Source organism: Paenibacillus sp. FSL F4-0243 (assembly GCF_037963295.1).
Classification (GTDB): Bacteria; Bacillota; Bacilli; order Paenibacillales; family Paenibacillaceae; genus Paenibacillus_AQ.
On sequence record NZ_CP150151.1, the window covers coordinates 2,150,155 to 2,174,494 of the forward strand.

24 protein-coding genes are annotated in these 24,340 nt (G+C 46.2%); 12 read left to right on the forward strand and 12 right to left on the reverse strand.

What is annotated here, in order from left to right; genetic code table 11:
- Positions 1–12: 12 nt before the first annotated feature.
- The 4 genes from NSS87_RS09475 to NSS87_RS09490 are packed head-to-tail and all read right to left on the reverse strand — an operon-like array spanning position 13 to position 5,052.
- A complete protein-coding gene (locus tag NSS87_RS09475) occupies positions 13–1,125 on the reverse strand; it encodes a YheC/YheD family protein (RefSeq protein ID WP_042186475.1) in 1,113 nt (370 codons plus the stop codon).
- Positions 1,122–2,495: a YheC/YheD family protein gene (locus tag NSS87_RS09480; RefSeq protein WP_042186478.1), complete on the reverse strand. Its 1,374-nt coding sequence runs from the start codon at positions 2,493–2,495 to the stop codon at positions 1,122–1,124. Before NSS87_RS09480 ends, NSS87_RS09475 begins: the two co-directional genes overlap by 4 nt.
- Positions 2,496–3,674 (reverse strand): YheC/YheD family protein, encoded by a 1,179-nt coding sequence (locus NSS87_RS09485; RefSeq protein WP_339246566.1) that lies wholly within the window; start codon positions 3,672–3,674, stop codon positions 2,496–2,498.
- A gap of 10 nt (positions 3,675–3,684) precedes the next feature.
- Positions 3,685–5,052 (reverse strand): YheC/YheD family protein, encoded by a 1,368-nt coding sequence (locus NSS87_RS09490; protein WP_339246569.1) that lies wholly within the window; start codon positions 5,050–5,052, stop codon positions 3,685–3,687.
- 330 nt (positions 5,053–5,382) lie between these two features.
- On the opposite strand from NSS87_RS09490, the gene NSS87_RS09495 reads away from it, so the two are divergent.
- On the forward strand, positions 5,383–5,721 hold the full coding sequence (locus NSS87_RS09495; protein ID WP_042186485.1) for a YlbF family regulator: 339 nt from the start codon (positions 5,383–5,385) through the stop codon (positions 5,719–5,721).
- A 126-nt stretch (positions 5,722–5,847) separates the two neighbouring features.
- On the opposite strand, the gene NSS87_RS09500 is transcribed toward NSS87_RS09495, so the two are convergent.
- Positions 5,848–6,423, reverse strand: coding sequence for a hypothetical protein (locus NSS87_RS09500; protein WP_042186488.1), 576 nt, complete (start codon positions 6,421–6,423; stop codon positions 5,848–5,850).
- Between the two features lie 192 nt (positions 6,424–6,615).
- On the opposite strand from NSS87_RS09500, the gene NSS87_RS09505 reads away from it, so the two are divergent.
- Positions 6,616–6,900, forward strand: coding sequence for a hypothetical protein (locus NSS87_RS09505; RefSeq protein WP_339246571.1), 285 nt, complete (start codon positions 6,616–6,618; stop codon positions 6,898–6,900).
- Between the two features lie 310 nt (positions 6,901–7,210).
- On the opposite strand, the gene NSS87_RS09510 is transcribed toward NSS87_RS09505, so the two are convergent.
- Both NSS87_RS09510 and NSS87_RS09515 read right to left on the reverse strand, forming a co-directional pair.
- The gene (locus NSS87_RS09510; RefSeq protein ID WP_179085720.1) at positions 7,211–7,351 is read right to left on the reverse strand and encodes a hypothetical protein; all 141 of its coding nucleotides are present in this window, start codon (positions 7,349–7,351) and stop codon (positions 7,211–7,213) included.
- 104 nt (positions 7,352–7,455) lie between these two features.
- Positions 7,456–8,289: a hypothetical protein gene (locus NSS87_RS09515; RefSeq protein WP_339246574.1), complete on the reverse strand. Its 834-nt coding sequence runs from the start codon at positions 8,287–8,289 to the stop codon at positions 7,456–7,458.
- A gap of 177 nt (positions 8,290–8,466) precedes the next feature.
- On the opposite strand from NSS87_RS09515, the gene NSS87_RS09520 reads away from it, so the two are divergent.
- Positions 8,467–9,801 (forward strand): DRTGG domain-containing protein, encoded by a 1,335-nt coding sequence (locus NSS87_RS09520; RefSeq protein WP_042186494.1) that lies wholly within the window; start codon positions 8,467–8,469, stop codon positions 9,799–9,801.
- A 95-nt stretch (positions 9,802–9,896) separates the two neighbouring features.
- On the opposite strand, the gene NSS87_RS09525 is transcribed toward NSS87_RS09520, so the two are convergent.
- From NSS87_RS09525 to NSS87_RS09535, 3 genes are all read right to left on the reverse strand, one after another.
- On the reverse strand, positions 9,897–10,217 hold the full coding sequence (locus NSS87_RS09525) for a YtpI family protein (protein ID WP_042186497.1): 321 nt from the start codon (positions 10,215–10,217) through the stop codon (positions 9,897–9,899).
- Between the two features lie 86 nt (positions 10,218–10,303).
- Entirely contained in the window at positions 10,304–10,810 is a 507-nt protein-coding gene (locus tag NSS87_RS09530; RefSeq protein WP_339246576.1) for a hypothetical protein, read from the reverse strand.
- 5 nt (positions 10,811–10,815) lie between these two features.
- A complete protein-coding gene (locus NSS87_RS09535; protein ID WP_042186502.1) occupies positions 10,816–11,139 on the reverse strand; it encodes a YtrH family sporulation protein in 324 nt (107 codons plus the stop codon).
- A 325-nt stretch (positions 11,140–11,464) separates the two neighbouring features.
- Between NSS87_RS09535 and NSS87_RS09540 the strand changes: the two genes are divergently transcribed.
- From NSS87_RS09540 to pyk, 6 genes are all read left to right on the forward strand, one after another.
- Complete coding sequence (locus tag NSS87_RS09540; protein ID WP_339248494.1) at positions 11,465–15,103, forward strand: DNA polymerase III subunit alpha; 3,639 nt, start codon at positions 11,465–11,467, stop codon at positions 15,101–15,103.
- Between the two features lie 74 nt (positions 15,104–15,177).
- A complete protein-coding gene (locus tag NSS87_RS09545; protein WP_042186505.1) occupies positions 15,178–15,678 on the forward strand; it encodes a phosphatidylglycerophosphatase A in 501 nt (166 codons plus the stop codon).
- A gap of 146 nt (positions 15,679–15,824) precedes the next feature.
- Positions 15,825–16,013, forward strand: coding sequence for a hypothetical protein (locus NSS87_RS09550; RefSeq protein ID WP_042125966.1), 189 nt, complete (start codon positions 15,825–15,827; stop codon positions 16,011–16,013).
- 72 nt (positions 16,014–16,085) lie between these two features.
- The gene (accD, locus tag NSS87_RS09555; protein ID WP_042186509.1) at positions 16,086–16,979 is read left to right on the forward strand and encodes an acetyl-CoA carboxylase, carboxyltransferase subunit beta; all 894 of its coding nucleotides are present in this window, start codon (positions 16,086–16,088) and stop codon (positions 16,977–16,979) included.
- A 1-nt stretch (position 16,980) separates the two neighbouring features.
- The gene (locus NSS87_RS09560; protein ID WP_042186511.1) at positions 16,981–17,982 is read left to right on the forward strand and encodes an acetyl-CoA carboxylase carboxyltransferase subunit alpha; all 1,002 of its coding nucleotides are present in this window, start codon (positions 16,981–16,983) and stop codon (positions 17,980–17,982) included.
- A 332-nt stretch (positions 17,983–18,314) separates the two neighbouring features.
- Positions 18,315–19,733, forward strand: a complete 1,419-nt coding sequence (pyk, locus tag NSS87_RS09565; RefSeq protein WP_042186514.1) for a pyruvate kinase — start codon at positions 18,315–18,317, stop codon at positions 19,731–19,733.
- A gap of 172 nt (positions 19,734–19,905) precedes the next feature.
- Here the strand turns inward: pyk and NSS87_RS09570 are convergent, their stop codons facing one another.
- The gene (locus NSS87_RS09570) at positions 19,906–20,601 is read right to left on the reverse strand and encodes a G1 family glutamic endopeptidase (RefSeq protein ID WP_231573410.1); all 696 of its coding nucleotides are present in this window, start codon (positions 20,599–20,601) and stop codon (positions 19,906–19,908) included.
- A 109-nt stretch (positions 20,602–20,710) separates the two neighbouring features.
- Here NSS87_RS09570 and NSS87_RS09575 point away from each other — a divergent pair, with 109 nt between their 5' ends.
- From NSS87_RS09575 to NSS87_RS09585, 3 genes are read left to right on the forward strand one after another with little or no spacing between them, the layout of a single operon-like run.
- Positions 20,711–21,892, forward strand: coding sequence for an MFS transporter (locus NSS87_RS09575; protein WP_042186520.1), 1,182 nt, complete (start codon positions 20,711–20,713; stop codon positions 21,890–21,892).
- 37 nt (positions 21,893–21,929) lie between these two features.
- The gene (locus NSS87_RS09580) at positions 21,930–22,457 is read left to right on the forward strand and encodes a thioesterase family protein (RefSeq protein WP_042186522.1); all 528 of its coding nucleotides are present in this window, start codon (positions 21,930–21,932) and stop codon (positions 22,455–22,457) included.
- A complete protein-coding gene (locus NSS87_RS09585; RefSeq protein ID WP_042186523.1) occupies positions 22,454–22,852 on the forward strand; it encodes an FxsA family protein in 399 nt (132 codons plus the stop codon). Before NSS87_RS09580 ends, NSS87_RS09585 begins: the two co-directional genes overlap by 4 nt.
- 90 nt (positions 22,853–22,942) lie before the next feature.
- Here NSS87_RS09585 and ytvI read toward each other — a convergent pair whose 3' ends face one another.
- Positions 22,943–24,058: a sporulation integral membrane protein YtvI gene (gene ytvI / locus NSS87_RS09590; RefSeq protein ID WP_339246582.1), complete on the reverse strand. Its 1,116-nt coding sequence runs from the start codon at positions 24,056–24,058 to the stop codon at positions 22,943–22,945.
- Positions 24,059–24,340 lie beyond the last annotated feature (282 nt).

Below are 24,340 nucleotides of genomic sequence, written 5' to 3' on the forward strand. Positions count from 1 at the left end.
CTTTAATGAATTCTACTTGATATGGCGTGCTAAGTGCTGGCCATATTGAAAGATTCGCTCCAAAGAAAGCTTGCGAATCGCAGGCTCATCAAATTTCATCGGACGGGAGTTTGCCTCAAAGAACCAGAGTCCACCGTTCTCATCGACACCGAGATCCATCGACATCTCCCCAAGCATAGAATCAGAGGCTCTTTCAATTTGTCTGGCAATTAACAGAGCAGTTGTAGGTACACTTTTTAAGATAGAGGCTGCTCTTTCGGTTCCAAATGTGCTTTCCAGCATGGTGGAGGGCTCCTCGATACTTCCGCCACGAGGTACATGCGTAGTGATGCTGCGGGCACCAGCTAGACGTGCACCTATGCCGGTCATTGCCCAGCCGCCTCTGCCATTTTTCTGCAGAAGTACACGTAGATCAAATGGTCGTCCTCGGTGAGTTGCTAGTTCAATAGCTTGCTGTACGATATAGCGTGAGCTTCCCTTTTCTTTTCCTATCCGTGCCCAGAGGCGTTCTACTGAGGCAGCTTTGTAGGTCACATTTTTTTTGCCGCTTTGAATTTGCAGACGATAGGGTAAGGTGGTATCTGCACGGTATTTTAAACGCATAATTCCTTTACCTGCTTTGCCATTCTCAGGTTTTAGGTAGAGACTGGTATGATTATTTAGCATGGCAATAAGCGTATTTGCACTGCGTAAACGTCTGGTTTTTGGAACATGCTTCGAGGTGGCATGCGAGCCCTTCAGCCATTCAAATAGACTCCATTTATTGAAAAAATATGGATTATATAGCTTAATGCCTGGATGTTCCAGGCATTGAGCTATTTTGCGTACGACAGCAGGTTTTTCCTCATCCTCACGGGTAGGAATTCGATTATAGATGATTTGTGGAAGAGGTACAGGAATGCTGTACCATATTCTTCCGCTGGATGATGGGACATAACCGTTCACCATCCGTTCCTCGAGCTTCAAGTCACGGACAGTGACGACGTAGACAAGAAATCCCAGTTCCTTGCCTGTGCGAATGATGTCCCGGAAATTATTACGGTTGCCATTAAAATGCCTTACTTTATCGCTGGTTGTCAGTATGGCAATAACGGGTTTTGTTTCATCCGGAATATGGGTGTTCACATCTCATCCCTCCTGCGGAATTTGCTGAGGTATAGACAATGCTCCAGAATGTGCTCGATGGAAGCTTTGCCCTCAGCGCGCAGGGAAGGATGACGGAAGATGGAACGTCCTGGTTTGGCGTTGGCCTCGAACATCCAGATGTCTTCATCCTGATCAATGCCGAGATCAAAGCCAATTTCACCGAGCAAATGACGATGCTGGATTTCTAAGGATTCTGCCAGCTTAATGGCTGTACTCTTCGCACGCTGTAATACTTCATCTGCTCGGCTGCCGAATACACGCCCGAGCGCCTGCCCAGGTGTAAGCAATGCCCCCCCATTTTTGAGGTGAGTGGTGACACTGCCCCGGCCGGCTTTCTTCGCACCAATACCAACTACAATCCATTGATTACTGCCGTTTTTATGCATATGGAATCGGAAATCAATGGGGCAGCCATCAATTTCAATCAAACGTATTCCTTGTTGGACGATATAATTTTGCAGGCCTTGACCGTGTCGTGACCGAAGCATACGCATGAGGCTTTCAAAGGTAGTGAAGCGCAGAAGTACGTTTTTTCCACCCTTGCGGTAGCGGGCAAAATATCCTTTTTTCGGCAGATAGGTAAGTCGGTAAATCCCGTGACCCAGGCTGCCTGCGGAAGGTTTGTAATATACAAAATGGTGGTGATCCAGCATTTCTCTCATTTTTTCGGAGGAGGGATTGCTGTGTGTCTCAGGGACGTAACGGTTTGCTGCTCCGTCATTCTCTAGCAACCGATAAATATCGGACTTATTGAAAAAGCTCCAGTTGAAGTAAGGGATTTTCTTGCGCATAAAGCGTTCGCGAAGCTGGTTGATATAAGGTGAAGTCTCCGCTCTCCGACTGGGTAGCCGATTGTAGACGACATCAGGCAGAGGAACCATTTTACGTTCGAATTTGCCGCCTGCGGTTAAGAAATAACCATAGACCTGCTCCTGTTGCCAGTTGATATCACGCGGCATAAAGGCAAATATATAACATTTGTTACTGCCTTCCCGCAGTAATTGCTTTATAAAGCCAGTGCGAGAACCGAAGGGTTGATTTGAAGATGCTGGCCCATCGGTCAATACACCGACCAAAGGTCCAAGCTGTACCTCGTCGTTTTGCAGATTGCGTAAATAGATACCACCAGATTTCGGAACCTTGATAGCACTCTTTACACCAGTGGCGAGGAATAGATGATTTCCGGCGCGCTTGATGGGCTTGATCATGGTCGGGATGGCATCTTTACCGAGTCTAAGGCGAATGTTCTTCTTCCCGGTTAATTTCAAGCTTTTCATCAGTGCACCTGATACATATACAACTCTTTGGGGCTGCTTAGTAAAATGCACATTGCAAAAAGTGAGACTCATTTATGAATCCTCCTTAGGAACCATTGTTATCATTCTCCCGTTTATAACGGAGCTGTCCGTAGATAGGGATGGTATCCGTCGCTGTGTGAGTAGCAGATGGCGCGCATAAGACAGTGGATTCTCGGCGGCGAGCTTAGCAGCCCGGCGGTCGCCCGTCAGCCGGAATACCGTGCGCCCTGGCTTGGAATTTGCTTCTAGTAAATGAATCCGACCGCTCGAATCAATACCGAAATCTAGGCCGAGTTCTCCAAGCCTACCGCATGCGGCCTCCAGAAGAGGAGGCAAGTATGCAGCTTCTGCAGCAAGCTCCTGCATGATGTCTTTTCCGTCCTGACCATATTCTGCAAGTAAAAAGGGCAAAGGAGGAACCGCAGTTCCACCGCCATGCAGGTTCGAAGTCAGTGAACCATGATTACCCAGCCGAACGGCCATGCCAGTAAGATCCCAGCGACCGAGGCCATTCTTTTGCATCAATACACGCACATCGAACGGTTGCCCCTTACGATTAGTTAGGTGCAGATAAGGCTGTATAATATAGCGGCGTGTGCCGATAAATTCATGAATCCAGTTCAGTCCTTCATCCTGCGAGCTGAATACATATTGAAAGGGTGTATTTGTCCCATCACGCCCTCGTACTCTTATGCCTCCTCCAGAGCGTCTGTTCTGCAGTATGGCATGCAATGTACGTTTGCCATGAGAGCCTGCTTTGGGTTTTAGGAAGACCCCGTATTCTCTTTCAGCGAGCATATTGCTTAACTTGCGTGTACCGGTATAGAGAACAGTTTCCGGCAGTAAAATAGCGGCTCTTCGGTTGCGCTTCAAGATCTCGTATACGCCCCATTTATCAGGTAAACCTCTTGACCAAGGTAGTGAGCGGTGAAGGAAAGAGAGTGCAGACGAGGCTTCTTTTCTTTCTTTCGGACTATTGTAAAAACAACGATTATAAATGATATCTGGTGGTGTAGAGGTCGTAATGTGCCAGCTTCCGTCTTTCCATGTATAACCGGTTATAGATGACCCGTCTGCCGCTACTCCGTCCGGATGAAACACGAGGACTTTAAGGTTGTATCGCGGAGCTGCACGGCATAAATGACTGCAAAATTCTGGCTCGGCAATCGGAGGATTCCCGTGGCGACGGCCCGTCATAATTCCGAGGAACCCCATAGCTGTTTCAGTCATTGTGTCCTCCTTATAAACCGGCCAAATAGCGGCAATACAGAATCATTTGCTTGACGGACGGTCTGATTTTTTGATCGTTTAGCGGTGTATTATCGTTCTTGGAAGGTTTGGAATTAACCTCCAAGAGCCATATTCGTCCGGATTGATCCAGTGCCAGATCGATTCCGAGCTCTCCAAAATGAGCAGGGATAAAGGTTTCTACTCCTCTTGCAATGGCAAGTGCTGCTCTTGGAAGCTGAAGCTGCACGCTATCCTTGGTACCTGGAGGAAGGCTGCTCTTGCTAACGGCTTCACGGACAGTACTGAGACTGCCACCTCTTGCTAGATTGGAGACGAAATGATTGCTTCCAGCGGTGCGAGCGACAATGGAGGTAACGCCCCATTTCCCGGTACCATTCTTCTGTACAAGTGCTCGAAAATCTACAGGACGCTTACCGAGCTCCATCAAGGGCAATCCTTGTTGAATCTGGTAACGCGTTGTCTTCATCTTGGGAGCAATGGATTGATACAGTTTAGCTAATGTTGGGTAGCTTTGCTTGCGTGTACCTATAGAGGTAGTAGATAACAAACGGTATCCTCCGCCTTCATCTTTGGAGATTCGGAGAATGCCTTTGCCGAGACTGCCTCGTACAGGCTTTAGAAACACGCTTGGATATTGGCTGCACATCTTCTTTACAACGGCAAAACCGTTTAAAACATGCGATTCCGGTAAATACCGCTTCAATGAAGGGTCTTGCGTTAAAGCTTCAAATACTTCTGTCTTGTCAAGAAATTTTTCGTTGAAGAAATGCGTTCCATACCGTGATTTTACATCCGCCAAAAAATGCTGTACGCTAGGTTTATTCTCCACCTTTCGCGTCGTTAGCCGATTGTTAATTACATCGGCGATGGGCAGACTCATTTTCCTCCAACCCTCGTTGTATACCCAGCCCTGGATGGAAGAGCTGCTTGTTTCCAGCGCTTCCGGGGTAAAGAAATATACATAGGCGCCTTGTGAGTGGCAGGCATTTGTTAATTCTCGACAGAACATGGTAATGGGTCCAAACAGCCTGTCGAGATTATCTGGATGGTCACGGCTGACGAGTACACCGATCAACGGGCCAAGTCGCAAGGTACGACTTACGGAGCTGTAAGAGGCGTTGAGGGTTTGCCGATGTTTCCATCCGGTCCGCCGCGCCAGTCCTTCGCTTACACGCAGGCTTTCGGATTTGGGAGCCGGGATAATGGTAACCTCCTGCCGGAAAGAGCCGAAAGCCAGCTGGAGCGTTCCGTGAGCCGGGATTTTGAGTCTTTTCATGGATCGTTCGCCAAGCATTATAGCGTTTTCCTGCAGGATGCCCGTGTGGACCGTATGGACCGGGATCTTGAATTGGGACATCGTGGATCTCCTTCCGGTAGGCAGCATGATGCCGGCAATTTGGTAGCTAAGGGTTACATATCATTCATCATATGGAGACATATGACCCTTGGTGATTGACCTACTCTTTAAAAACCTTGCCGCATCATTTCATAAGTCTGACCCAAGAAGCGAAACAAGCATGGGATGAATCAATATTTGGAAACTTAAGCAACGCTTTCGAAGTGAGTTTTGTACGAAGTAACTCTAGGAAGCGAACGCAAACAAAACTTAAGCAACGCTTTCGAAGTGAGTTTTGTACGAAGACGAATCGAGAAGTAGTGACTTACAAAACTTTTAGGAGGAATCATAATGAGTATTCACGACAAAGCACATGAACTGGCGAAAGCCATTAAAGAAAGCACTGAGGTAGCGGATATCACCAACGCGATGAAACTGGTAGAAACAGATCCTGAAGCCAAGGCGATGCTCGACAACTTCCGCAATGGTCAATTGGAGCTTCAACAACGGATGATGAGCGGAGATATGCCTCCACAGGAAGAAATGGAGAAAATGGAGAAATTATTCGAGGTGCTTAACATGAATCTTGGGATTCGCCGTCTGTTCGATGCAGAACGCCGTCTGAGTGTTGTAATCGAGGATGTAAACAAGATCATTACCGAGAGCTTGTCGCAATTGTATGGCGAATAAACGCTTTTAGTAAGCGGGTATTCACCTGAAAAGTTTTAAAGGTGCAATCTAAATAGGGTGTTCCCGAAGCCGTTTGGCATCGGGAACACCCTATTTATTTTTGTGACTAGCACATGAGTAAACTCGCTAATCTTGTTTTCCTTCGATTGCGCAGAGAAGAATACCAGCAGCCAAACCTAGGCGGCGATCAAGCATTCCCTTGGGATCCTCAGAGAAGTCAGCGATGATTTTTGTAACGAATGGATTAAAATTTTGTTTGAAAGTCGGGATCGTTGTATCATTCATCTCGATATTATATTTTTGAGGAATAATAGAGATGAAGCGGCGGAGTATAGCCATCGCGGTGCTATCTTCCTTGATTTTTCCAATTTCCTGATCATGATGATCGAGAATTGTCCATTCATCTTTCAAAATCGATTTGAGTCCCTTACGCCGAAGAGCACCAACGTGTTCGCCAGTCTCCGAATCATGCACATCATAAACAGCGCTAAAGTCGATGGCATTGCGGGCTTTTATACGCAGAAGCTCCTTTTGCATAGACTCATCCGTGTACAGTGCAATATCCTCTTTCAACTTGAATGCTTTCATTTGTGAATAGAGTACAAGCTGCTCGGCGTTATCATAAATATGAAGTTTCGCACCCATGATCGAAAATACCTTTTTTCGAATTATGTATTCGGTATGAGTATAAGTTGCATTCAATTCTAAATCGCCCCCTAAATGAAATAATCATCTCATATATAAGCTTTGCTAGCTACATAAATGCATACTATTTTATATAATTTTTTGAGTAGAAGTATATTTTTATGGACTTGTCTCATATTACGGGCTTCATGTTCATAGAGTAGAGATATAGATTCAATCGAATATCTTGTCTACGAGGAGCTGTTAGTAATGAGAAAAAGAAACAAGTTTAAACATGTTGTCTATCTGTTGCTGGCGTTGGCCATGCTTTTGTATGCTCTGCCGAAGTTATCGCTTGCGAATGGGCCTAGCTGGGTATTTGGTTTTGGGGTGGTCTGGTCACTTTTTGCCTTTATGGTCATTGCGGCACATCTGCATTTTATTATCGGTGTTGATGAGGAGAAGACCAAGCGTTTGGAAGCTGTGCGAAAAGCAAAATTGGAGCAATGGCAGTCCAAATGGAAAGAAGAAACTAGAGTTACACAAAGATCATAGAATTGGGGCTGCGTTCTTAAGTAACTAGATTTAAATATTCCCGTGAAAAACGCCGAATTAGCAGAAAGAGGGGTATAAATCCCCTATATTGCCGTGAAAAGCACCGAATTGGCGAAAAGAGGGGTATAAATCCCCTAAATTCCCGTGAAAAACGCTGAAATGGCGAAAAGAAGGGTATAAATCCCCTATATTGCCGTGAAAAGCGCCGAATTAGCTGAAAGAGGGGTATAAATCCCCTAGATTCACAGAAAAGCCCACTAGCTTAAGCCAGTGGGCTTTAAAATTGCCCCGCAAAGCAGGGGGATTAAAGTTATCTTGCACCTGTAAAAGGATTGATCTCATCCGAGAGATCTTTTCCAGCTTTCTTTTCTTCTGCAGATATCCTTTTACCTAGAGCCGCGTAGTACCACACCGCAGGAACGAGAATCGCGAGTATAAAAAGAAATTGCATAAAGTCATCCCCTTTCACCTCTCCATTATAACATATTTTTCCTTTTTTCTTAAGGGACTATTCTCTATTCGCCTACCCACTACCCAGTTTGTCTAACAAACGGGTTACTCTTTACTGGCAGAGCATTCTACTTCAAATACATAACTGGCGCTCCCCTGAGGCCATCTTGCTTGGATTATATACAGATGTTTTCCGCTACCTGCTGCGAGCTGAAAACTGTTATTTTCTACGGAAAGAGCTTCGTCCGGACGTTCCTCACCAGGAAATGAAGCCACAACCTCTATCTCCTTGGGTGCAGATGAGAATTTGAGTTCTACCTGATCACGGCTGATGGCTTTGGGATGTACCTTCTGTTTGGTAACTAATTGATCGTAAGAAGCCATATCTACACAGGAGCCTTTGCCATTGTCATTCCAGCAATAAGAGCCTTGAATGGCATCGAAATGCTCACCGCCAACAGTAACTTGAACGTTAGGGGGCTGTGGGTTAGTAGTGTCTGCTGGAGAAATCTTATCTTCTTTAACAGTCGATTGGAATAAGTCCAACAGATCTTTTTTGCTGATATCCGAAAGACGATAGTGACCCGTTTGTCCCGATTTAATGAGTAACCCACTGTTGCTTTCGACGATCCAAAAAGAGAACTCATAACTTATGCTGTCCTTCATGTTTACGGTGGTTCTGTAATCGCTTGGAGCAATATCTAGTTGTCCTTTATCATATTCAGCAGCAGTTATGGCTTGAACGAAACGTTCCAAGGATGATGCTTCAGAAATAGTCGTCACCGGCTGGTTTTTTTCAATTAAGTTAATAGAAACTATATTTTGTGCATCCAGTTCTATTTGGCTTGATTGTTTTACTTCGGTTCTCGCATTTCCACAGCCGATCAGTCCTATGAAAAGCAAAGTAATGGTAAATATTATTAACATGGTCTTGTTCATATCCACAATGCTCCTTTCCTCTTTCTTTAACTCTCAGACTATAAAAAAGAGGAAAAGGTTGCTAAATAACGGGCAGTTAAATTCGAATTCGATGCTTATGAATCGGTTGTACTGTGCCATTCTCTCCGTGTATAATGAGTACAGTATAGTACAGATCGGAGTACGGGGGTGTAACAGTTGGAAGGTCAAGGCGATGCAATTACTAAACACGAGCAACTGCTGCAGCATATTGAAAGTCTTAAGGTAGGCTCCAAAATATCTGTTCGTAAGCTTGCAAAAGAAATGTTGGTCAGTGAGGGAACGGCTTATCGTGCCGTTAAGGAAGCTGAGAATCTTGGAATTGTCATTACGAAGGAACGGATTGGTACAGTACGGGTAGAAAAGAAGCCTCGTAACATTTCTGAACAGCTGACGTTTGGTGACGTGGTTGATATTGTGGAAGGTCATGTTCTCGGCGGGGCTAGCGGACTGAGTAAACATCTACATAAATATGTAATCGGTGCGATGAAGGTCGACGCGATGATTCGTTATATAGACGCAGACAGTCTGCTTATTGTGGGTAACCGCGATGATGTTCACTCCTTGGCGCTAGAGCAGGGTGCCGGAGTTCTGGTTACAGGTGGTTTCGGGACGAGTCGTGAAGTGAAGGCATTAGCCGACGAACTGGATCTCCCCATCATTTCATCAAGACATGACACGTTTACCGTAGCATCAATGATTAACCGAGCGATTTTTGATAGATTGATTAAGAAAAAAATTATGCTGGTAGAAGATATTGTCGACAGCAAACCGCGTATGATTACGTTAAAAATTTCAAGTACCGTAGGTGAACTACGACAGATTTCAGAGGAAACTGGAGAGCAACGTTTTCCCGTTACAGATGAATGGAACCGAGTGATTGGGATTATCGGCCGACGCGAAGTAGAGAACCTGACAGAAGGGCAAAGTATTGAAAAGGCTATGGTTCGGAGTCCGGTTACCGCTGCGCTGCATACCTCACTAGCTTCAGCTGCGCAGATCATGATGTGGGAAGGTGTCGATTTCCTACCCATTGTAGACCGTAACCGCAAATTGGTGGGCTCCCTAACCCGTAAAGAAGTGCTGCAAAGTCTGCGAGATGTCCGTAACACTCCACAGCTTGGGGAGACCTTCGATCATCTCATCTGGAATGGTTTTGCGGATGAGCGGGATGAAGAGGGACGATTGTTTTTTCACGGCTTTATTACGCCTCAGATGGCCACAGACCTTGGTACCATTTCTGAAGGTGTATTGTCTACGCTAATGACGCTCTCTGCGTTTAAGGCAGCTAAGGATATTACAGGAAATGACTATGTATTAGATAATATGTCCACCTATTTTATCCGGCCGGTACAGATCGAACATGCGATTATTGTAATGCCGAGGCTGCTCGAAATTAGTCGCCGTACATGTAAGCTTGAAATAGAGATCAGCTATTCGGATACCCTGGTAGCAAAAGCTGTCCTGATGCTGCAATCCATTGATCACGGCTAATAGATAATGAATCACAAACATGCTAAATAGACTGCCCTCAACGATGATAGTGAGGGTAGTCTATTTTATTCTTGTAATCCTATCAGAGGGATAGTCTAGGCTTTCGACTGGTGTTGTTCCTGGCTACGGCTACGGCTGTAATAACTATAGCTGCGTATTCCTGAGAAGATGTTAAACACACCGATTAGAAGAAAGGCAGCTTCAACAATGATATTAACGGTGGATCCGCGAAATAGAAACATGGAAATCAGGGAGAGCGTTACGAGCATAGCGCCCAGCATCACATTCATGACGGAGCGTTTTAGCCCCTTATCTTGGGGATTTAAGGCACGGCGAGAGGATAAGCTGTACACAGCGGCACCGATTACAAAGATCACCAGAAGGATAAACAATAAGTACTTGATAAATAAAACCATGGACAGCCAGCTCCTTTATCATGTCGTGAAAAACCTTGAAGTAATTTCCACTTTTGTCTGTCCATTATTGTATCACACGATTGTTGTTAGTTGCGCTTAAAAGGACTGATTTCCACCCAGATTTGCAGAACACCTTCCATGACGAGCATCGTCCGGATTTTGACAGAGTATTCCTTATCACGCACAATGTAAAGTTTGCCATCCAGCAGCAGTCTAACCAGTTTACTGTCTGTGTCAATATCGAACATGCTGCGGCCACGCATGGGCTCCAGATCTGATCGTATTTCACTAAGTATTAATTTTAAAGTTACGGGGTCAACTGAGGGTGAGCCTTCTGCTTGGGCTTTGCTTTCCTCTGATCGAATTTTGATTTCTCTGATTACCGTAGAGGTATTATTGTATTTTTTGAGTGTTTTAATATCCTCTTGATATTGCTCGATCTGTGCACGCAGGTCTGCATTATTCAGCCATAACACGTTAAATCCAACATGGTATATACCGTTGTATATGACGGCTCCTACGACGATTCCCAGCATGAATATAGCGGAAATTTGGGTGAATCTACGAAAACGACTGAATGGTGGAACTCTCACTGGCGTTACCCCCTGCCGCACACCCATTTTACTAGCTCGCTGCCCATATGAGCTCCGAGAAAAGCGAAGGCAATATACATGATTTGCTTGATGGCGGGGGAGAGGTTACCTCCAATCACATTGCTTTCAATGACCCGTAAAGGGTCCATAGTACCCCCTACAGCGGCGGCAAGTGCCCATATTTTAATCCGGTCTGCTACATCTAGCATTGTTTGCGTCGGTGGTTGCAGGGATACTACGGCGCCGATTCCGCCGACCATAGCTCCGCCAAGTACGATGCCGAAGGCGATAAAGAAATCGAGGATGGCTTTGCTCATAAATATGCTCATAAAGGCCCCTTCCCGGACGAGGCATCTATAAACGTTGCCTGTCCATGTGCTCTTAATCCATTCTATGGGCGGGTCCCCCTTTAATATGATAAAATAGTTTCATCTTATAGTGCGAGTTCAAAAAGTACGGTTTTCAGCACCGAGAAGATTGAAAGAAGGTAGAAAATGAGGAGCGGAGCGTAATGGGAGCTACGTGAGCACCGGAAGTTTCGCCTGAATTCAATATTCGATGTCGAGTAAGCTTCTTGGGTTACTTCGTGATCATAAGCGGACTTGTTGAACAACTATTTATGTTTGATTTTTGTAGTAGAAAGGAAGTGGGATGATGAGCCCTTTCGTGCATTTGCATGTGCACAGCGAATACAGTTTACTGGACGGGGCGGCGCGCATTACCGATCTCGTGCGCCGGGCCGGCGAATACGGCATGAAGTCGCTGGCGCTTACGGATCATGGAGTGATGTATGGGGCGATCCCCTTTTATAAAGCGTGTAAAGAGAATGGAATCAAGCCGATTATCGGCTGTGAAGCTTATTTAACCGCGGGCTCTCGCCGTGAGCGAGGCAGTCGTAAAGATCAACCGATTTATCACCTGATTCTGCTCGTCAAGAATGAAACCGGCTACAAGAACCTGATGAAGCTGATCTCTATCGGTCATCTGGAAGGTCATCACTATAAACCTCGTATTGATATGGAGGTTTTGGCCGCTCATTCGGAGGGGATCATATGCCTCAGTGCCTGTCTTGGCGGCGAAGTGCCGCAGCATTTGTTGCATGGAAGAGATGACGAGGCGCGAAAAGCTGCGCTGCGATATAAGGAGATTTTTGGCGAAGACTTCTACCTGGAGCTTCAAGATCACGGAATTTCCGAGCAAAAGCGAGTAAATCCGAAGCTGATCGCACTTGCCAAGGCCTGTGAGATCCCACTTGTAGCTACGAATGACGTTCATTATTTAGCCAAGGAAGATGCAGAGGTACAGGATGTTCTGATCTGTATTGGAACAGGTAAAACTGTGGATGATGAGGAACGGCTCAAGATCGGAACAGATCAGCTGTTTCTCAAAAGCAGTGATCAGATGGCGGCGTTGTTCCCGCATGTGCCTGAAGCTATCAGTAACACGCTATTGATCGCAGAAAAATGTAATTTGGAGCTTACCTTCGGTCAACATATTCTGCCTGCCTATTCACCAATTCTAGAAGGTAAGGACTCCGCTGCATATTTGCGAGAGTTGTGCTTTAAAGGGCTTGAAGAACGGTATATAGACACACCGCTTTGGGCATCGCCTGAGCAAAGAGAAACCGCTGAAAAGCGTCTTGCCTATGAGCTTGGCGTCATCGAGAATATGGGTTTTAGCGATTATTTTCTAATTGTGTGGGATTTTATCGCTTATTGTCATCGTCAGGGGATTGCTACTGGTCCGGGCCGGGGTTCTTCCGCGGGGAGTCTTACCGCTTATTCCCTACGAATCACGGATGTAGATCCGCTTAAGTATAACTTGCTCTTTGAACGTTTCTTAAATCCAGAACGGATCACGATGCCGGATATTGATATCGATTTTAGTGATGAGCGTCGTGATGAGGTTATCGCTTATGTGGTGGAGAAATACGGCAAAGAACATGTGGCACAGATCATTACGTTCGGAACCATGGCTGCACGGGCTGCAGTTCGTGATGTGGGCAGGGTACTGAATTTACCTTATAACGAGGTAGATAAGGCTGCCAAGCTCATCCCAGGACAACTAGGTATCAGCCTTGCTAGAGCGCTAGAGACTACTCCAGACCTTAAAGCGCTGTATGATAGTAATCCGAAGATCAAAGGTTTGCTGGATATGGCAATGAAAGTGGAAGGTATGCCTCGTCATGCTTCGACACATGCTGCCGGGGTTGTTATTTCCAAAGGTCCACTGACTGATGCTGTACCCCTTCAAGAGGGCAACGAAAGTACAGCGTTAACTCAGTACTCTATGGAGCATTTGGAAAGTGTTGGGCTGCTGAAGATGGATTTTCTGGGCCTGCGTACTTTGTCGATTATCGAACGCTGTATGAATTCGATTAAAGAAATGAGTGGCAGTGTTCCAGATTTTAAAATCATACCAGATCATGATCCGCTCACGTATGAAATGTTAGGTGCTGGTGAGACGACTGGGGTCTTCCAGCTGGAGTCGGCGGGAGTAAGACGTGTGCTTAAGGATTTGAAGCCTAATGGTTTTGAAGATATCGTATCGGTTCTAGCCTTGTATCGTCCGGGTCCGATGGAGTTTATCCCGAAATATATAGCAGGTAAGCACGGTCAGATCGAAGTAGAGTATCCACATCCTGATTTGAAATCTATATTAGCGGATACCTATGGGATAATTGTGTATCAGGAACAGATCATGCAGATTGCTTCGCTTATGGCTGGATTCTCGCTTGGTGAAGCGGATCTGCTCCGCCGAGCGGTTTCTAAGAAGAAGCGCGATACGTTGGATAAGGAACGCAGTCATTTTGTACAGGGGAGCTTGCAGCAAGGATATAACGAAACGGATGCGAATGCCGTTTATGATATGATCGTACGGTTTGCGGATTATGGCTTCCCTCGTGCGCATGCGGCGGCTTATGGTGTGCTGGCTTTTCAGACGGCTTATCTTAAGGCGCATTATCCGGTACAGTTTATGGCATCTATGCTGACCGCCGTGATGGGAACCCACCGTAAGGTGGCGGAATATGTACTGGACTGCCGCCGGACGGGCATCGGCGTATTACCGCCGGATGTGAATGAGAGCGGCGTACTGTTTACCCCTGTTCCAGGAGAGGAAACGGGAACAGGGCATATCCGCTTTGGGCTCGCAGCGATTAAGAACGTCGGCACTCTAGCAGTGGAGAATATTATGTCGGTCCGCAAGGAGCGGCCGTTCGACAGCCTGCTCGATTTCTGTCGACGTGTGGATCTGCGGGTCTGCAACAAGCGGGTAGTGGAGTCTTTGCTGCAGGCAGGAGCCTTTGACTGTCTGCCGGGTCATAGGGCCCAGCTGCTGGCTATGCTGGACGAGACCGTTGACGCCGCGACGAAATGGCGCAAGGAGCGGGATGAACTGCAAATCCAGTTGTTCGACGATTTGGTGGAGACGCCGAATTGGGAGATTCGCTATCCGGATATCCCTAAGTTCACAGTAGGACAGCAGCTGGAGATGGAACGTGAGCTGTTGGGGTTGTATCTATCAGGTCATCCGCTCGACGATAGCGCTGAGCTGCTTGAGGAGCCGGGCATACAGCGGCTGATGGATCTCGGTGAAGCCGCAGATGAGAGCCAGACGGTTACGGCCGGCATGGTCGTATCCGTTAAGGAAATTACGACGAAGCAAGGAAAATCGATGGCCTTCATCGAATGGGAAGATCAGATCGAGCGCTGCGAAGTCGTGCTCTTCCCCGAGGTGTGGAAGCGAAGCCGCGGCTTGATTGCCAAGGGCGCGCTGCTGGCCTTGCGCGCCAAGGTGCAGCAGGAGGACGAAGGCTTCAAGCTGCTGGCCGAGGAAGTGGCGCTGCTATCCGCGGAGACACTCCGCGGCCTGCTGCAGCGCCGTAGTGCCGCCGCGTCCCGCCCATATAGCGCGGGACGCTCGGCCTCAGCAGGAGCGCAGCCGCGTGGCGCGGCTCCTGCTTCGCGGGCTAGCGGGGCCGCCACTGGCCCCGCTGGCAGACCTGCAGGCGGCGCAGCTGCGCCTGCAACACCTGCACCGGCCGCTGCGCCAGCGCCGGGCTCAGGCCAGCGTGTCTTTATCAAGATCACGCCGGCCGCCGAGAATGCTGCGCAGCTGTCGCGCCTGAAGGAGCTGCTGCAGAATCATCCAGGCCCAGTAGCGACGATTCTGTTCTACGAACGGGATCAGAAGCTCCTGGCCCTTAGCGATAATTATCGGATTAAGCCTACCGAGGAGCTAATCGCGGCTATCGAGTCTATGCTGGGGGCAGGTACCGTAAGAATAAAATAAGAACAATTCCACCCTTTTCCGCATACATTAGGAAACCACAGGGCGAATCCCTGGGCGGAAAGGGGAATCACATCATGTCCTATCAAATGGCAGTTGATCTGTTGGAACGTAGAGGCGTATCACTTTCTTCCATTGCTGAAATCGTATATATTTTACAATCGGTCTATTATCCCGGTTTATCCAAGGAAGAATGCCTTTCCAGTGTGAAATCTGTATTGGGAAAAAGAGAAGTGCAGTACACGTTAATGACGGGGATCGCACTTGATGAGCTGGCAGAGAAAAGACTGCTTCCGCAGCCGCTCCAGGCAGTAATGGAAGCGGATGAATCACTTTATGGAGCGGACGAGACTCTAGCCCTTGGCATCACAGGGGTATATGGGATGATCGGACTTACAGGATTTGGGTACTTGGACAAAATAAAGCTTGGAATCATTGGTGAATTGAACGATGATAAGGGGAGGATTCACGTGTTCTTGGATGACTTAGTAGCGGGTATCGCTGCAGCTGCTTCTGCTAGAATCGCTCATCGGCAGGAAGGGGCAAAAGTATATCCTCTGGTCACGGATACGGAATAAATGACCCGATTCATTTCGTTTGAACGAGTTCCTCAGTCTTGCTTCCTTTGCCCTACGCCTGTTGCGGGAAAAAAGAAAACTGTGTTATCATAATTCCATTATACGGGATACGGCTGGGAATTAAGATTGGGGAGGCCTTGCAAGGCATGTGGACGGTAATATATATCGCGCCGACCGCCAAAGTGGCGGATATGATTAAGAGTAAGCTGACTGAAGAAGGTTTTTTAGTAAAATGCCGTCCAATCAATATGTCCAAGCAGCAGTTTGAGATATTGGTTCCTTCAGGTGAACTGGAGGAAGTACAGGAAGTCCTTAATCTTATTCTGCATCCCTGAATTTCTATCAAGAGAAAAGTCATGACAGCGGCAAGCTGCATAACGCAAATAAACGGCTGAAGAGGTGCGGGTGTGTTCAAAGATTTATTTCAGAAGAAACGGAAGTACGCGACTATTCCTTCAGAACGTCTGGAGCGAAGCGGCGTGCCTGCAGAAGGCGAACGCCCCAAACGGGAAATTCCAGAAGGATTAATGAGTAAATGTAATAAATGCGGAACGATCCAGTATAGCAAGGAATTGGAAAAGAATCTAAAAGTATGTCCTACTTGTGGTCATCATTTGCGCTTGAACGCCGTAGAGCGTATTGCTATGACGTTAGACCCAGAGGGCTTTATTGAGTTTGATAGTGAAATGTATTCTATAGATCCGCTGAAATTCCCGGGTTATGCCTCAAAACTGGAGCAACAGCAACTAAAATCGGGACAAACTGATGCCGTGATTACGGGGCAGGGATCTATTGGCGGACATCCAGTGATCGTAGCTGTGATGAATTTCGAATTTTTCTCCGGCAGTATGGGATCTGTAGTTGGTGAGAAGATTACCCGGGCGATTGAAGAAGCCACGGAGAAGCAGCTTCCACTCCTTATTTTCTCTACTTCTGGCGGAGCGAGAATGCAGGAGAGTATTCTAAGTCTCATGCAAATGGCGAAGACCAGTGCAGCGCTTGCTCGTTTCAACGAAGTGGGCGGCCTTTATATTTCTATAATTACGGATCCGACAACTGGCGGAGTATCTGCGAGTTTTGCTAGTCTTGGCGATATTATTATTGCTGAGCCTGGGGCGGTATTCGGTTTCGCAGGACGTATAGTCATTGAACAGACAATTCGCCAAAAGCTTCCGGATGATTTCCAGACGGCTGAATTTAATCTGCAGCATGGCTTGATTGATATGGTTGTGCACCGTAAAGAAATGCGCGCCACACTGACCAAAATTTTGGAATTGCATGATGTGAAAGGGGGATTTTAGGTTGGCAGGAGAGTTGCCTTTTGAAATGCCTCTGGTTGAAATGCGCAAGAAAATTGCCGAGCTAAAGCAGTTTGGCGAAGAGAAAAGTATTGATTTTACGGATGAGGTAGCAAGACTGGAAGAACGGTACCGTGTGCTTGAGGAGGAAGTTTATTCTAATATCTCGCCTTCCCAAAAAATGCATCTAGCTAGACATCAAGGACGTCCGACTTCTCTTGATCTTATGGGGCAGATCTTCACAGATTTTATCGAGCTTCACGGGGATCGAATGTTTGGGGATGATCTTGCAATTGTAGGCGGTATCGCTAAACTTAACGGCGTCCCGGTTACGGTCATTGGCCAGCAGCGCGGTAAAGATACGAAGGAGAATATTTTACGCTTTTTCGGCAGTGCACACCCTGAGGGCTTCCGTAAGTCACTGCGTCTGATGCAGCAAGCGGACAAGTTCAATCGTCCCATTATAACCTTTGTAGATACGAAAGGTGCATATCCAGGCAATACAGCTGAGGAAAGAGGACAATCCGAAGCAATTGCCCGTAATTTACGCGAGATGTCTCAGTTTGGTGTTCCTGTAATCTGTGTGGTTATCGGTGAAGGCGGAAGTGGGGGCGCATTAGCACTGGCAGTTGGTAATAGAGTGCTTATGCTGGAACATGCCATTTATTCGGCGATATCTCCTAACGGTGCTGCATCAATTCTATGGAAGGATGCTTCGAAGGCTGATCAAGCGGCAGAAGCTATGAAGATAACGGCATCTGATCTGCTTGAAATGGAAGTCATCGAAGAGATTGTTCCTGAGCCAAAAGGCGGCGCACATCGTGATTACGAAGCTACGGCAGCTGCAATTAAGGATGCATTATGGCGTCACTTGCAGGAGCTAATTCCTCTGGATAGAGCGGAATTGAAAGAAGATCGTTATCGTAAATTCCGTAAAATTGGTGAGTTTGCTGAAGTCCAGCAGGAGCAGATTTTCCTTGAAGAAGAAGTGGAATCTGAAGTGTGAATCGTGCCTTTCCATTTGCACTTTAAGACATATAACCATACTTAGTGGACCATATTGAATTAAGTGTAAATTATACATTTTATTGGAATTAAAATAATCTCGACGCAATGCCGGGATTATTTTAATTTTTTTTGTGCGTTCAGATAATTCGAGCTCAAATTACATCTAAAAGAGCCTACAACATTGATTTTGTGTCTAAGTTGCAGTAATATTCATAAGGGCGTAGTTAAAGGCACATGTGACAAAGTTCCTATTTAATTAGTTAGCCTTGTAGTAGATTTTGTAGTTGGAAAAAGTGAGACAGAGAGAACGAAAAAACGGAGGAAAACCTAATGCGGAAAAGTAAAATTGTATGTACGATCGGACCTGCGAGTGAATCGTTGGAGAATATCAAAAAATTGATTTTGGCTGGTATGAATGTGGCCCGTTTGAATTTCTCCCACGGCGATTTTGAAGAGCATGGTGCTCGGATTAAAACGATCCGTCAAGCATCTAAGGAACTGAACAAAACTGTTGCTATCCTGCTCGATACAAAAGGACCGGAGATTCGCACAGGCAAGTTGGAAGTAGAACCGATTGAACTAGTTCAGGACGAGTACCTGACACTAACTACGGAAGAAATCCTTGGCACCCAAGAACGTATTTCCATCACGTACAGCGAGCTTCCTAATGATGTTCAAGTAGGCTCCACCATCCTTATTGATGACGGTCTGATTGGTTTGACAGTTGTCGACATTCAAGGAACTGAAATCAAGACCCGTATTGTAAACGGTGGTACGATCAAGAGCAAGAAGGGCGTTAACGTACCAGGAGTAAACATCTCCTTGCCGGGTATTACGGAAAAAGACACCAACGATATTCTTTTTGGTATCGAACAGGACATCGATTTTATCGCCGCTTCCTTCGTTCGCAAAGCTAGCGACGTTCAGGAAATTCGTGAGCTGCTTTCGAAAAACAACGCTTCTCACATTCAAATCATTTCCAAAATCGAAAACCAACAAGGTGTTGACAACCTTGATGAAATTTTAGAAGCTTCCGATGGCCTGATGGTTGCTCGTGGTGACCTTGGTGTTGAAATTCCAGCTGAAGATGTACCTTTGGCTCAAAAATTGATGATTCAAAAATGTAACGTTGCTGGCAAACCAGTAATCACAGCTACACAAATGCTGGATTCTATGCAACGTAACCCACGTCCTACTCGCGCTGAAGCAAGTGACGTAGCAAACGCTATTTTCGACGGAACAGATGCAATCATGCTTTCCGGAGAAACTGCTGCTGGTAAATATCCAGTAGAATCCGTTCTTACAATGTCCCGTATTGCTGAGAAAGCGGAGTCCGCTCTGGACCACCGTGAAATTTTCTCAAAACAACAAACTTTACAAGAAACTACAGTTACAGAAGCTATCAGCCAATCCGTTGCAATTTCCGCTTTGGATCTGAACGCTAAGGCTATTCTTTCTTCGACTGTTACAGGTCATACTGCACGCGTTGTTTCCAAATACCGTCCTAAAGCACCAATCATTGCTGTTACGACACAAGAAAGAACTATGCGTCAATTGTCCCTCGTTTGGGGCGTAACGCCAGTATTCGGTAAAGTAGCTACTTCCACAGATGAATTGCTTGAAACAGCAATCCAAGGTGGTAAGGATTCCGGTCTGGTTCAAGCTGGCGACCTAGTTGTGATTACTGCAGGAATTCCACTTGGACGTTCCGGTTCCACTAACTTGGTAAAAGTAAGCACAATCGAGTAGTACTCGACTGTGCTTTGCCTGATTCATAGTTTTTAATTAGCCAAGCCCAAACGCGGTTGGCGTCCCTAAAGGACGGTAAGCGTTTATGCGAGAAATAAAAGAGCTGTCTCAGATGTAGTGAAAATCTACAAACGAGGCAGCTCTTTTTTTTGTGCTGAATCCATTTATGCTGTTAGTATATACGTTTGACGCTAAAAGAGTCCCCTCGAGGGCTTGGACTGGAAGGAACCGCAACGGTGGTGTTATTCTGGACCATGATCCCTCCATTAGAAAGAGTTAACCTAGGTCGTTTTCCATTGATTCGACAACAGTTGAAATAGGTAGTACCAACGCGGGCCAGCTTTGCGATGGAACCATCGACCTCAGGAGCCTCCATAATCCATTCGCCGGAGGTCTGCGGACCAGTATATCGCTGAAGCGTTCGGAAGGTCCAATTTCGGCTTAAATTCCGGAGTGTGATAGACCACTTCGTGTGGTTTATTTTTGTGATAGTACCCTTCATATGATCTCCAGGGTATACTGGAAAAGGGATTACGGTCTCGACGTCAGGTAGTATTTCCCACCAGGCGTAATAACGGGCTATCCCATTTACGAATTCATGACCTGTTCCCGTCTGAATAAGGTTACTGTTCTTGAAGCCGTCGATGCCAATCCATGCGGAGGAATAGGTGGATTTGTGGGTTGGTTTTACGTATGGGACGGTCCATTCACCGGAAATGCGATTGAAGGCACCTTTTCTACCAGTAACAGTGTAGCCACTCCAGTTCTTAGATGACCAGCCAAAAGCAGAGCTTTGTCTATTGCTCGCATTAGATTTGTCTGTTAGACAAGGATGATTTACCATGAGAGAGTTATATTTTATGCTCAACTTGTCCACCGCCTTTATAGTACTGCTATATTAAATGCGATGATTACATATGAAGTACGGGTGTTCTGTTAAAATATAAAAATATAAAGCTGGAGGACTCATAGTACAAATGGAAAAATTATCGAAGCTGCGCGGCTTTTATCTATTTTTAGGATTGGCCGGCGGTTCATTTGGCTCTTATCTTTCGCTGCTGCTGGTCCATAATGGACTTAATAGTGGACAGATAGGTATACTAATGGCAACAGGCACACTAGTTGCAATCACCATTCAGCCGATGTGGGGGATTATCTCTGATCGGTATAATCAGACGCGTTTAGTACTAATCCTAAGTGTGGCGGTTCCGGCCTTACTAGCCGTCTTTTATCGTTCGGAATATTTCATTGTACTTCTTCTGGTGTATACGTGCTCAACGATCTTCTCCTCTACACAGGCTCCTATAGCCGATTCTTACGCGATCTCGGCGGCGAATAGAGCCGGAGCCACTTACGGTAGCATCCGGCTTATGATGAGCATTGGAGCGGCTCTGGGAGCTTATGCAGGAGGGGTGTACGTATCTACCTTCTCTGTATCCACGATATGGCTACCTTTTCTCTTTTTTAATCTGATTGCAGTCCTTATTGCGTTTACATTGCCGAAGCAGGCGGAAGAGAATCATATGATGAGGCAATCGTTTACTCAGGGGGTAAGACAACTGCTGGGGAATCGGGTCTTCCTTGCGTTTTTGGGTGGCAGCTTTCTTGTGAACCAGACGATGGCTGCTTTTGGTACATACTTTGTAATTGCTTTTCAATCGGTTGGAGGGTCTACGCGCTATGCAGGGATTGCGCTCTTTCTCGCATCGGTGACGAATGTGCCTTCCATGCTGTTTGCTTCTAAGGTGATTAAGAGGTTGGGTCGTGAGCGGACCTTGCTCCTTGGGGCTCTTATTTATGTTTTGCGGTGGGGTATTCAGGTTGCTTTTCCTTATCCATCGGTAATGATCGGAGTGCAAGTGCTGCATGGTCTTTCATTTGGGTTCTTTTATATTGCTGCAGTCGAATATGTATCTCAGATCACGTCTAACGAGATGCAGGCCACTGGCCAAAGTGTATTTAATATGGTGTTTGCAGGTTTTTCTGGCATTGTCGGTAATTTACTGAATGGATTCTTGCTCAATCAAGGCGGGGTAGAAGTAATGAATCTGTCTTGTATGTTGAGCTCTATCGCAGGAGCAATGCTGCTGTTCTATGTTGCCAGAAACTCTCGGCGCAAATTATCGACCACGCTATCTTCAGGCGGGGCCCAGGCTTAACGCTTCCCTGCTGCTATGCTGAAAGGAGTATTTATAGATGGAATTAGAACGAGCTGGCTTGCCCAGCCGATGGTATAAGTCGACCCTGCGTGTTCGCTATCAGGAAAGTGATCAGATGGGTGTCGTGTATCATGCGAATTATTTGAACTGGTTTGAGTCTGGTCGTACGGAGATGTTTCGTCAGGTTGGTTTTACTTATCGCGAACTTGAGAAACAAGGCGTCCTACTTCCTGTCACCTCAGCAGATTTGCAATTTAAAAGTCCGGCGCGATATGATGATCTTATCTCCGTGTATGCGCGAATGACTACCTTCTCAGCGTTACGAGTCGTATTTGAGTATCAAGTGCGGAGGCTTTCGGAAGAAGAAGGTGGAAATTCAGAAGATTTATTGGCTACTCTAGGGGAGTTGCGGTCGATGGATCCACCTGGGGAGCTGCTGGTTACCGGCACGACAAGTCATGTTTGGGTGAACCAGGAATGGAGGCCTGCTAGGCTGGATAGAGCCCTTCCAGAGCTCTTTCACGCAATAAAAGAGGCGCTGCGGGAAGAAGGGGGTTCAGTATGATTAGAAGCAAATGGTTATGGGCTGGACTATTTATTATTCCTGCTGTGGAATTATTCGGTTTTATCTACGTAGCAGATCAACTTGGAGCATTTAAAACGTTGCTGCTTATGCTGACCACTTCAGTAATCGGTCTACTAATGATGCGATTTGAAGGTAAGAAGGTGCTGCAGGACAGCAGAACACATATGCAGGAGGGCCGCGTTCCTGGTCGGACGATGCTGGATGGTTTATGTATTTTTTTCGGAGGATTGCTACTGATATTGCCGGGTTTCGTAACCGATATTGTCGGTTTCACGCTAGTATTTCCATTGACTCGGCCTTTGTACCGTATATTTTTGCTGAAGTGGATTGAGAAGAAGATGAAGAATGGCACCTTCACCTTTTACCGTCGGTAGTATACTTTTTACAACAATAACAGAGCGGACCCTGTCATTGCTGAAGGGACCGCTCTGTTTGCTATTTTACGAATTGATGATTATCGGTTCCTATCTTAATCTGCCGCTAACAATGTAGCTGTGCAAAGCTCGGAATACGCCCGCTCGGTTAAAGGCAACAAGGACTACTAGGACAACGGGGCCGATGATCAGCCCTAGCATACCGAACAACTGCAGACCGGCGAACATGCCAATTAACATGGCAAGGGGATCGAGTCCTATGCTGCTGGCGAGCACTTTCGGCTCAAGCACCTGCCGGGTAATAAGAATAACAGCGTAAAGTATGGATAGTCCTATCCCTAGTGCCAGATTGTCCGTCATATAAGAATATAACGCCCAAGGCAGCATCACAATTCCCACACCGAGATAAGGTAGTAGATCCACAAAGCCAATCATTAAGCCGATAGCAAATGCAGACTTCACACCCAGCAGCAGCAGCCCGATTACTACAATGATCGCTGTGATTGAGATGAGGATGACCTGGGCGCGTAGATAACCGAAGAGCGCTCTGCGTAAATCTCTCCAGATATCTGACACAGGCTTTAGGAATACTGTCGGCAGCCAGCCTGTAAGTTTATCATTATGACGCTCCCAACTCGTACTTATGAAGAAGGCAGCAAGGACAACCACGATAAGAATCGTACCCAAACTAGGAAGTGCGGAGATCAGTTTCAATATTACATTAAAAAATCCCGTGACCACTTGCGTGACTGCGTAACCTACAGTTTCCGTTGTTCTGCTGATGTTGCTGTCAATCGTAGCATGATAGTCAGGATTGTCTCGGTAGAATTGATTAATCTGGTTGATGATGTTCTGAATGCTTGCATTCTGGCTTAAGGACATCAGAAGATCCTTCCATTGGTCGGTGTGGAGATTAAAGGTTTGCAGCAAGACGATTAATTCTTTTACGAGTCTTGTAATCATCGCGGTTAAGACTAGTGTGATTCCGCCTATATAAAATAGCAGTGCAAGTGATACCGCAAGCCAGCTTGGTAATTTAAAGCCTTTAAGAATAAGTACTAATGGATGCATGATATATGCGAGAAGCCAAGCGAGCAACAGGGGGTATAACAGCGGAAGTAATAAATAGATTGCGAGCAGGAAGATGGAAGTTGCCAGAACGACCCACAGGCCGCGCAGCAGTCTTTTTAATACCAAACGATCCATACCGAGACCACACCTTCTTCATTCCTGCATAGACAGGGGAATAAGAGCTCGTCTTCATATATATTCATAGGATCGATTTAAAGACTAGAATGCGGGATAAATATTAGAACGGGTCGGAATCTGTAAACTGAAATGAAAAAATTGAATCAGAGGATTAGAAGTTTTTTTCTATCTCTCTGATAAAATCATTTGATGCGCTCCAAAGCTTCCACATTGTTCACATAACCGACAAAATCCAGTATGATGAATAAAGATACGAAGCATGTTGGTCATACAGCATTC

What these genes read in the sequence shown, in the direction of transcription:
- NSS87_RS09485 (WP_339246566.1), bottom strand. Translation starts at nt 3,674, where the DNA reads ATGACTGAAACAGCTATGGGGTTCCTCGGAATTATGACGGGCCGTCGC.
- NSS87_RS09495 (WP_042186485.1), top strand. Translation starts at nt 5,383, where the DNA reads ATGAGTATTCACGACAAAGCACATGAACTGGCGAAAGCCATTAAAGAA.
- NSS87_RS09575 (WP_042186520.1), top strand. Translation starts at nt 20,711, where the DNA reads ATGGAAAAATTATCGAAGCTGCGCGGCTTTTATCTATTTTTAGGATTG.
- NSS87_RS09510 (WP_179085720.1), bottom strand. Translation starts at nt 7,351, where the DNA reads ATGCAATTTCTTTTTATACTCGCGATTCTCGTTCCTGCGGTGTGGTAC.
- NSS87_RS09505 (WP_339246571.1), top strand. Translation starts at nt 6,616, where the DNA reads ATGAGAAAAAGAAACAAGTTTAAACATGTTGTCTATCTGTTGCTGGCG.
- NSS87_RS09515 (WP_339246574.1), bottom strand. Translation starts at nt 8,289, where the DNA reads ATGAACAAGACCATGTTAATAATATTTACCATTACTTTGCTTTTCATA.
- NSS87_RS09550 (WP_042125966.1), top strand. Translation starts at nt 15,825, where the DNA reads ATGTGGACGGTAATATATATCGCGCCGACCGCCAAAGTGGCGGATATG.
- NSS87_RS09490 (WP_339246569.1), bottom strand. Translation starts at nt 5,052, where the DNA reads ATGTCCCAATTCAAGATCCCGGTCCATACGGTCCACACGGGCATCCTG.
- pyk (WP_042186514.1), top strand. Translation starts at nt 18,315, where the DNA reads ATGCGGAAAAGTAAAATTGTATGTACGATCGGACCTGCGAGTGAATCG.
- NSS87_RS09545 (WP_042186505.1), top strand. Translation starts at nt 15,178, where the DNA reads ATGTCCTATCAAATGGCAGTTGATCTGTTGGAACGTAGAGGCGTATCA.
- NSS87_RS09480 (WP_042186478.1), bottom strand. Translation starts at nt 2,495, where the DNA reads ATGAGTCTCACTTTTTGCAATGTGCATTTTACTAAGCAGCCCCAAAGA.
- ytvI (WP_339246582.1), bottom strand. Translation starts at nt 24,058, where the DNA reads ATGGATCGTTTGGTATTAAAAAGACTGCTGCGCGGCCTGTGGGTCGTT.
- NSS87_RS09525 (WP_042186497.1), bottom strand. Translation starts at nt 10,217, where the DNA reads ATGGTTTTATTTATCAAGTACTTATTGTTTATCCTTCTGGTGATCTTT.
- NSS87_RS09535 (WP_042186502.1), bottom strand. Translation starts at nt 11,139, where the DNA reads ATGAGCATATTTATGAGCAAAGCCATCCTCGATTTCTTTATCGCCTTC.
- NSS87_RS09585 (WP_042186523.1), top strand. Translation starts at nt 22,454, where the DNA reads ATGATTAGAAGCAAATGGTTATGGGCTGGACTATTTATTATTCCTGCT.
- NSS87_RS09540 (WP_339248494.1), top strand. Translation starts at nt 11,465, where the DNA reads ATGAGCCCTTTCGTGCATTTGCATGTGCACAGCGAATACAGTTTACTG.
- NSS87_RS09580 (WP_042186522.1), top strand. Translation starts at nt 21,930, where the DNA reads ATGGAATTAGAACGAGCTGGCTTGCCCAGCCGATGGTATAAGTCGACC.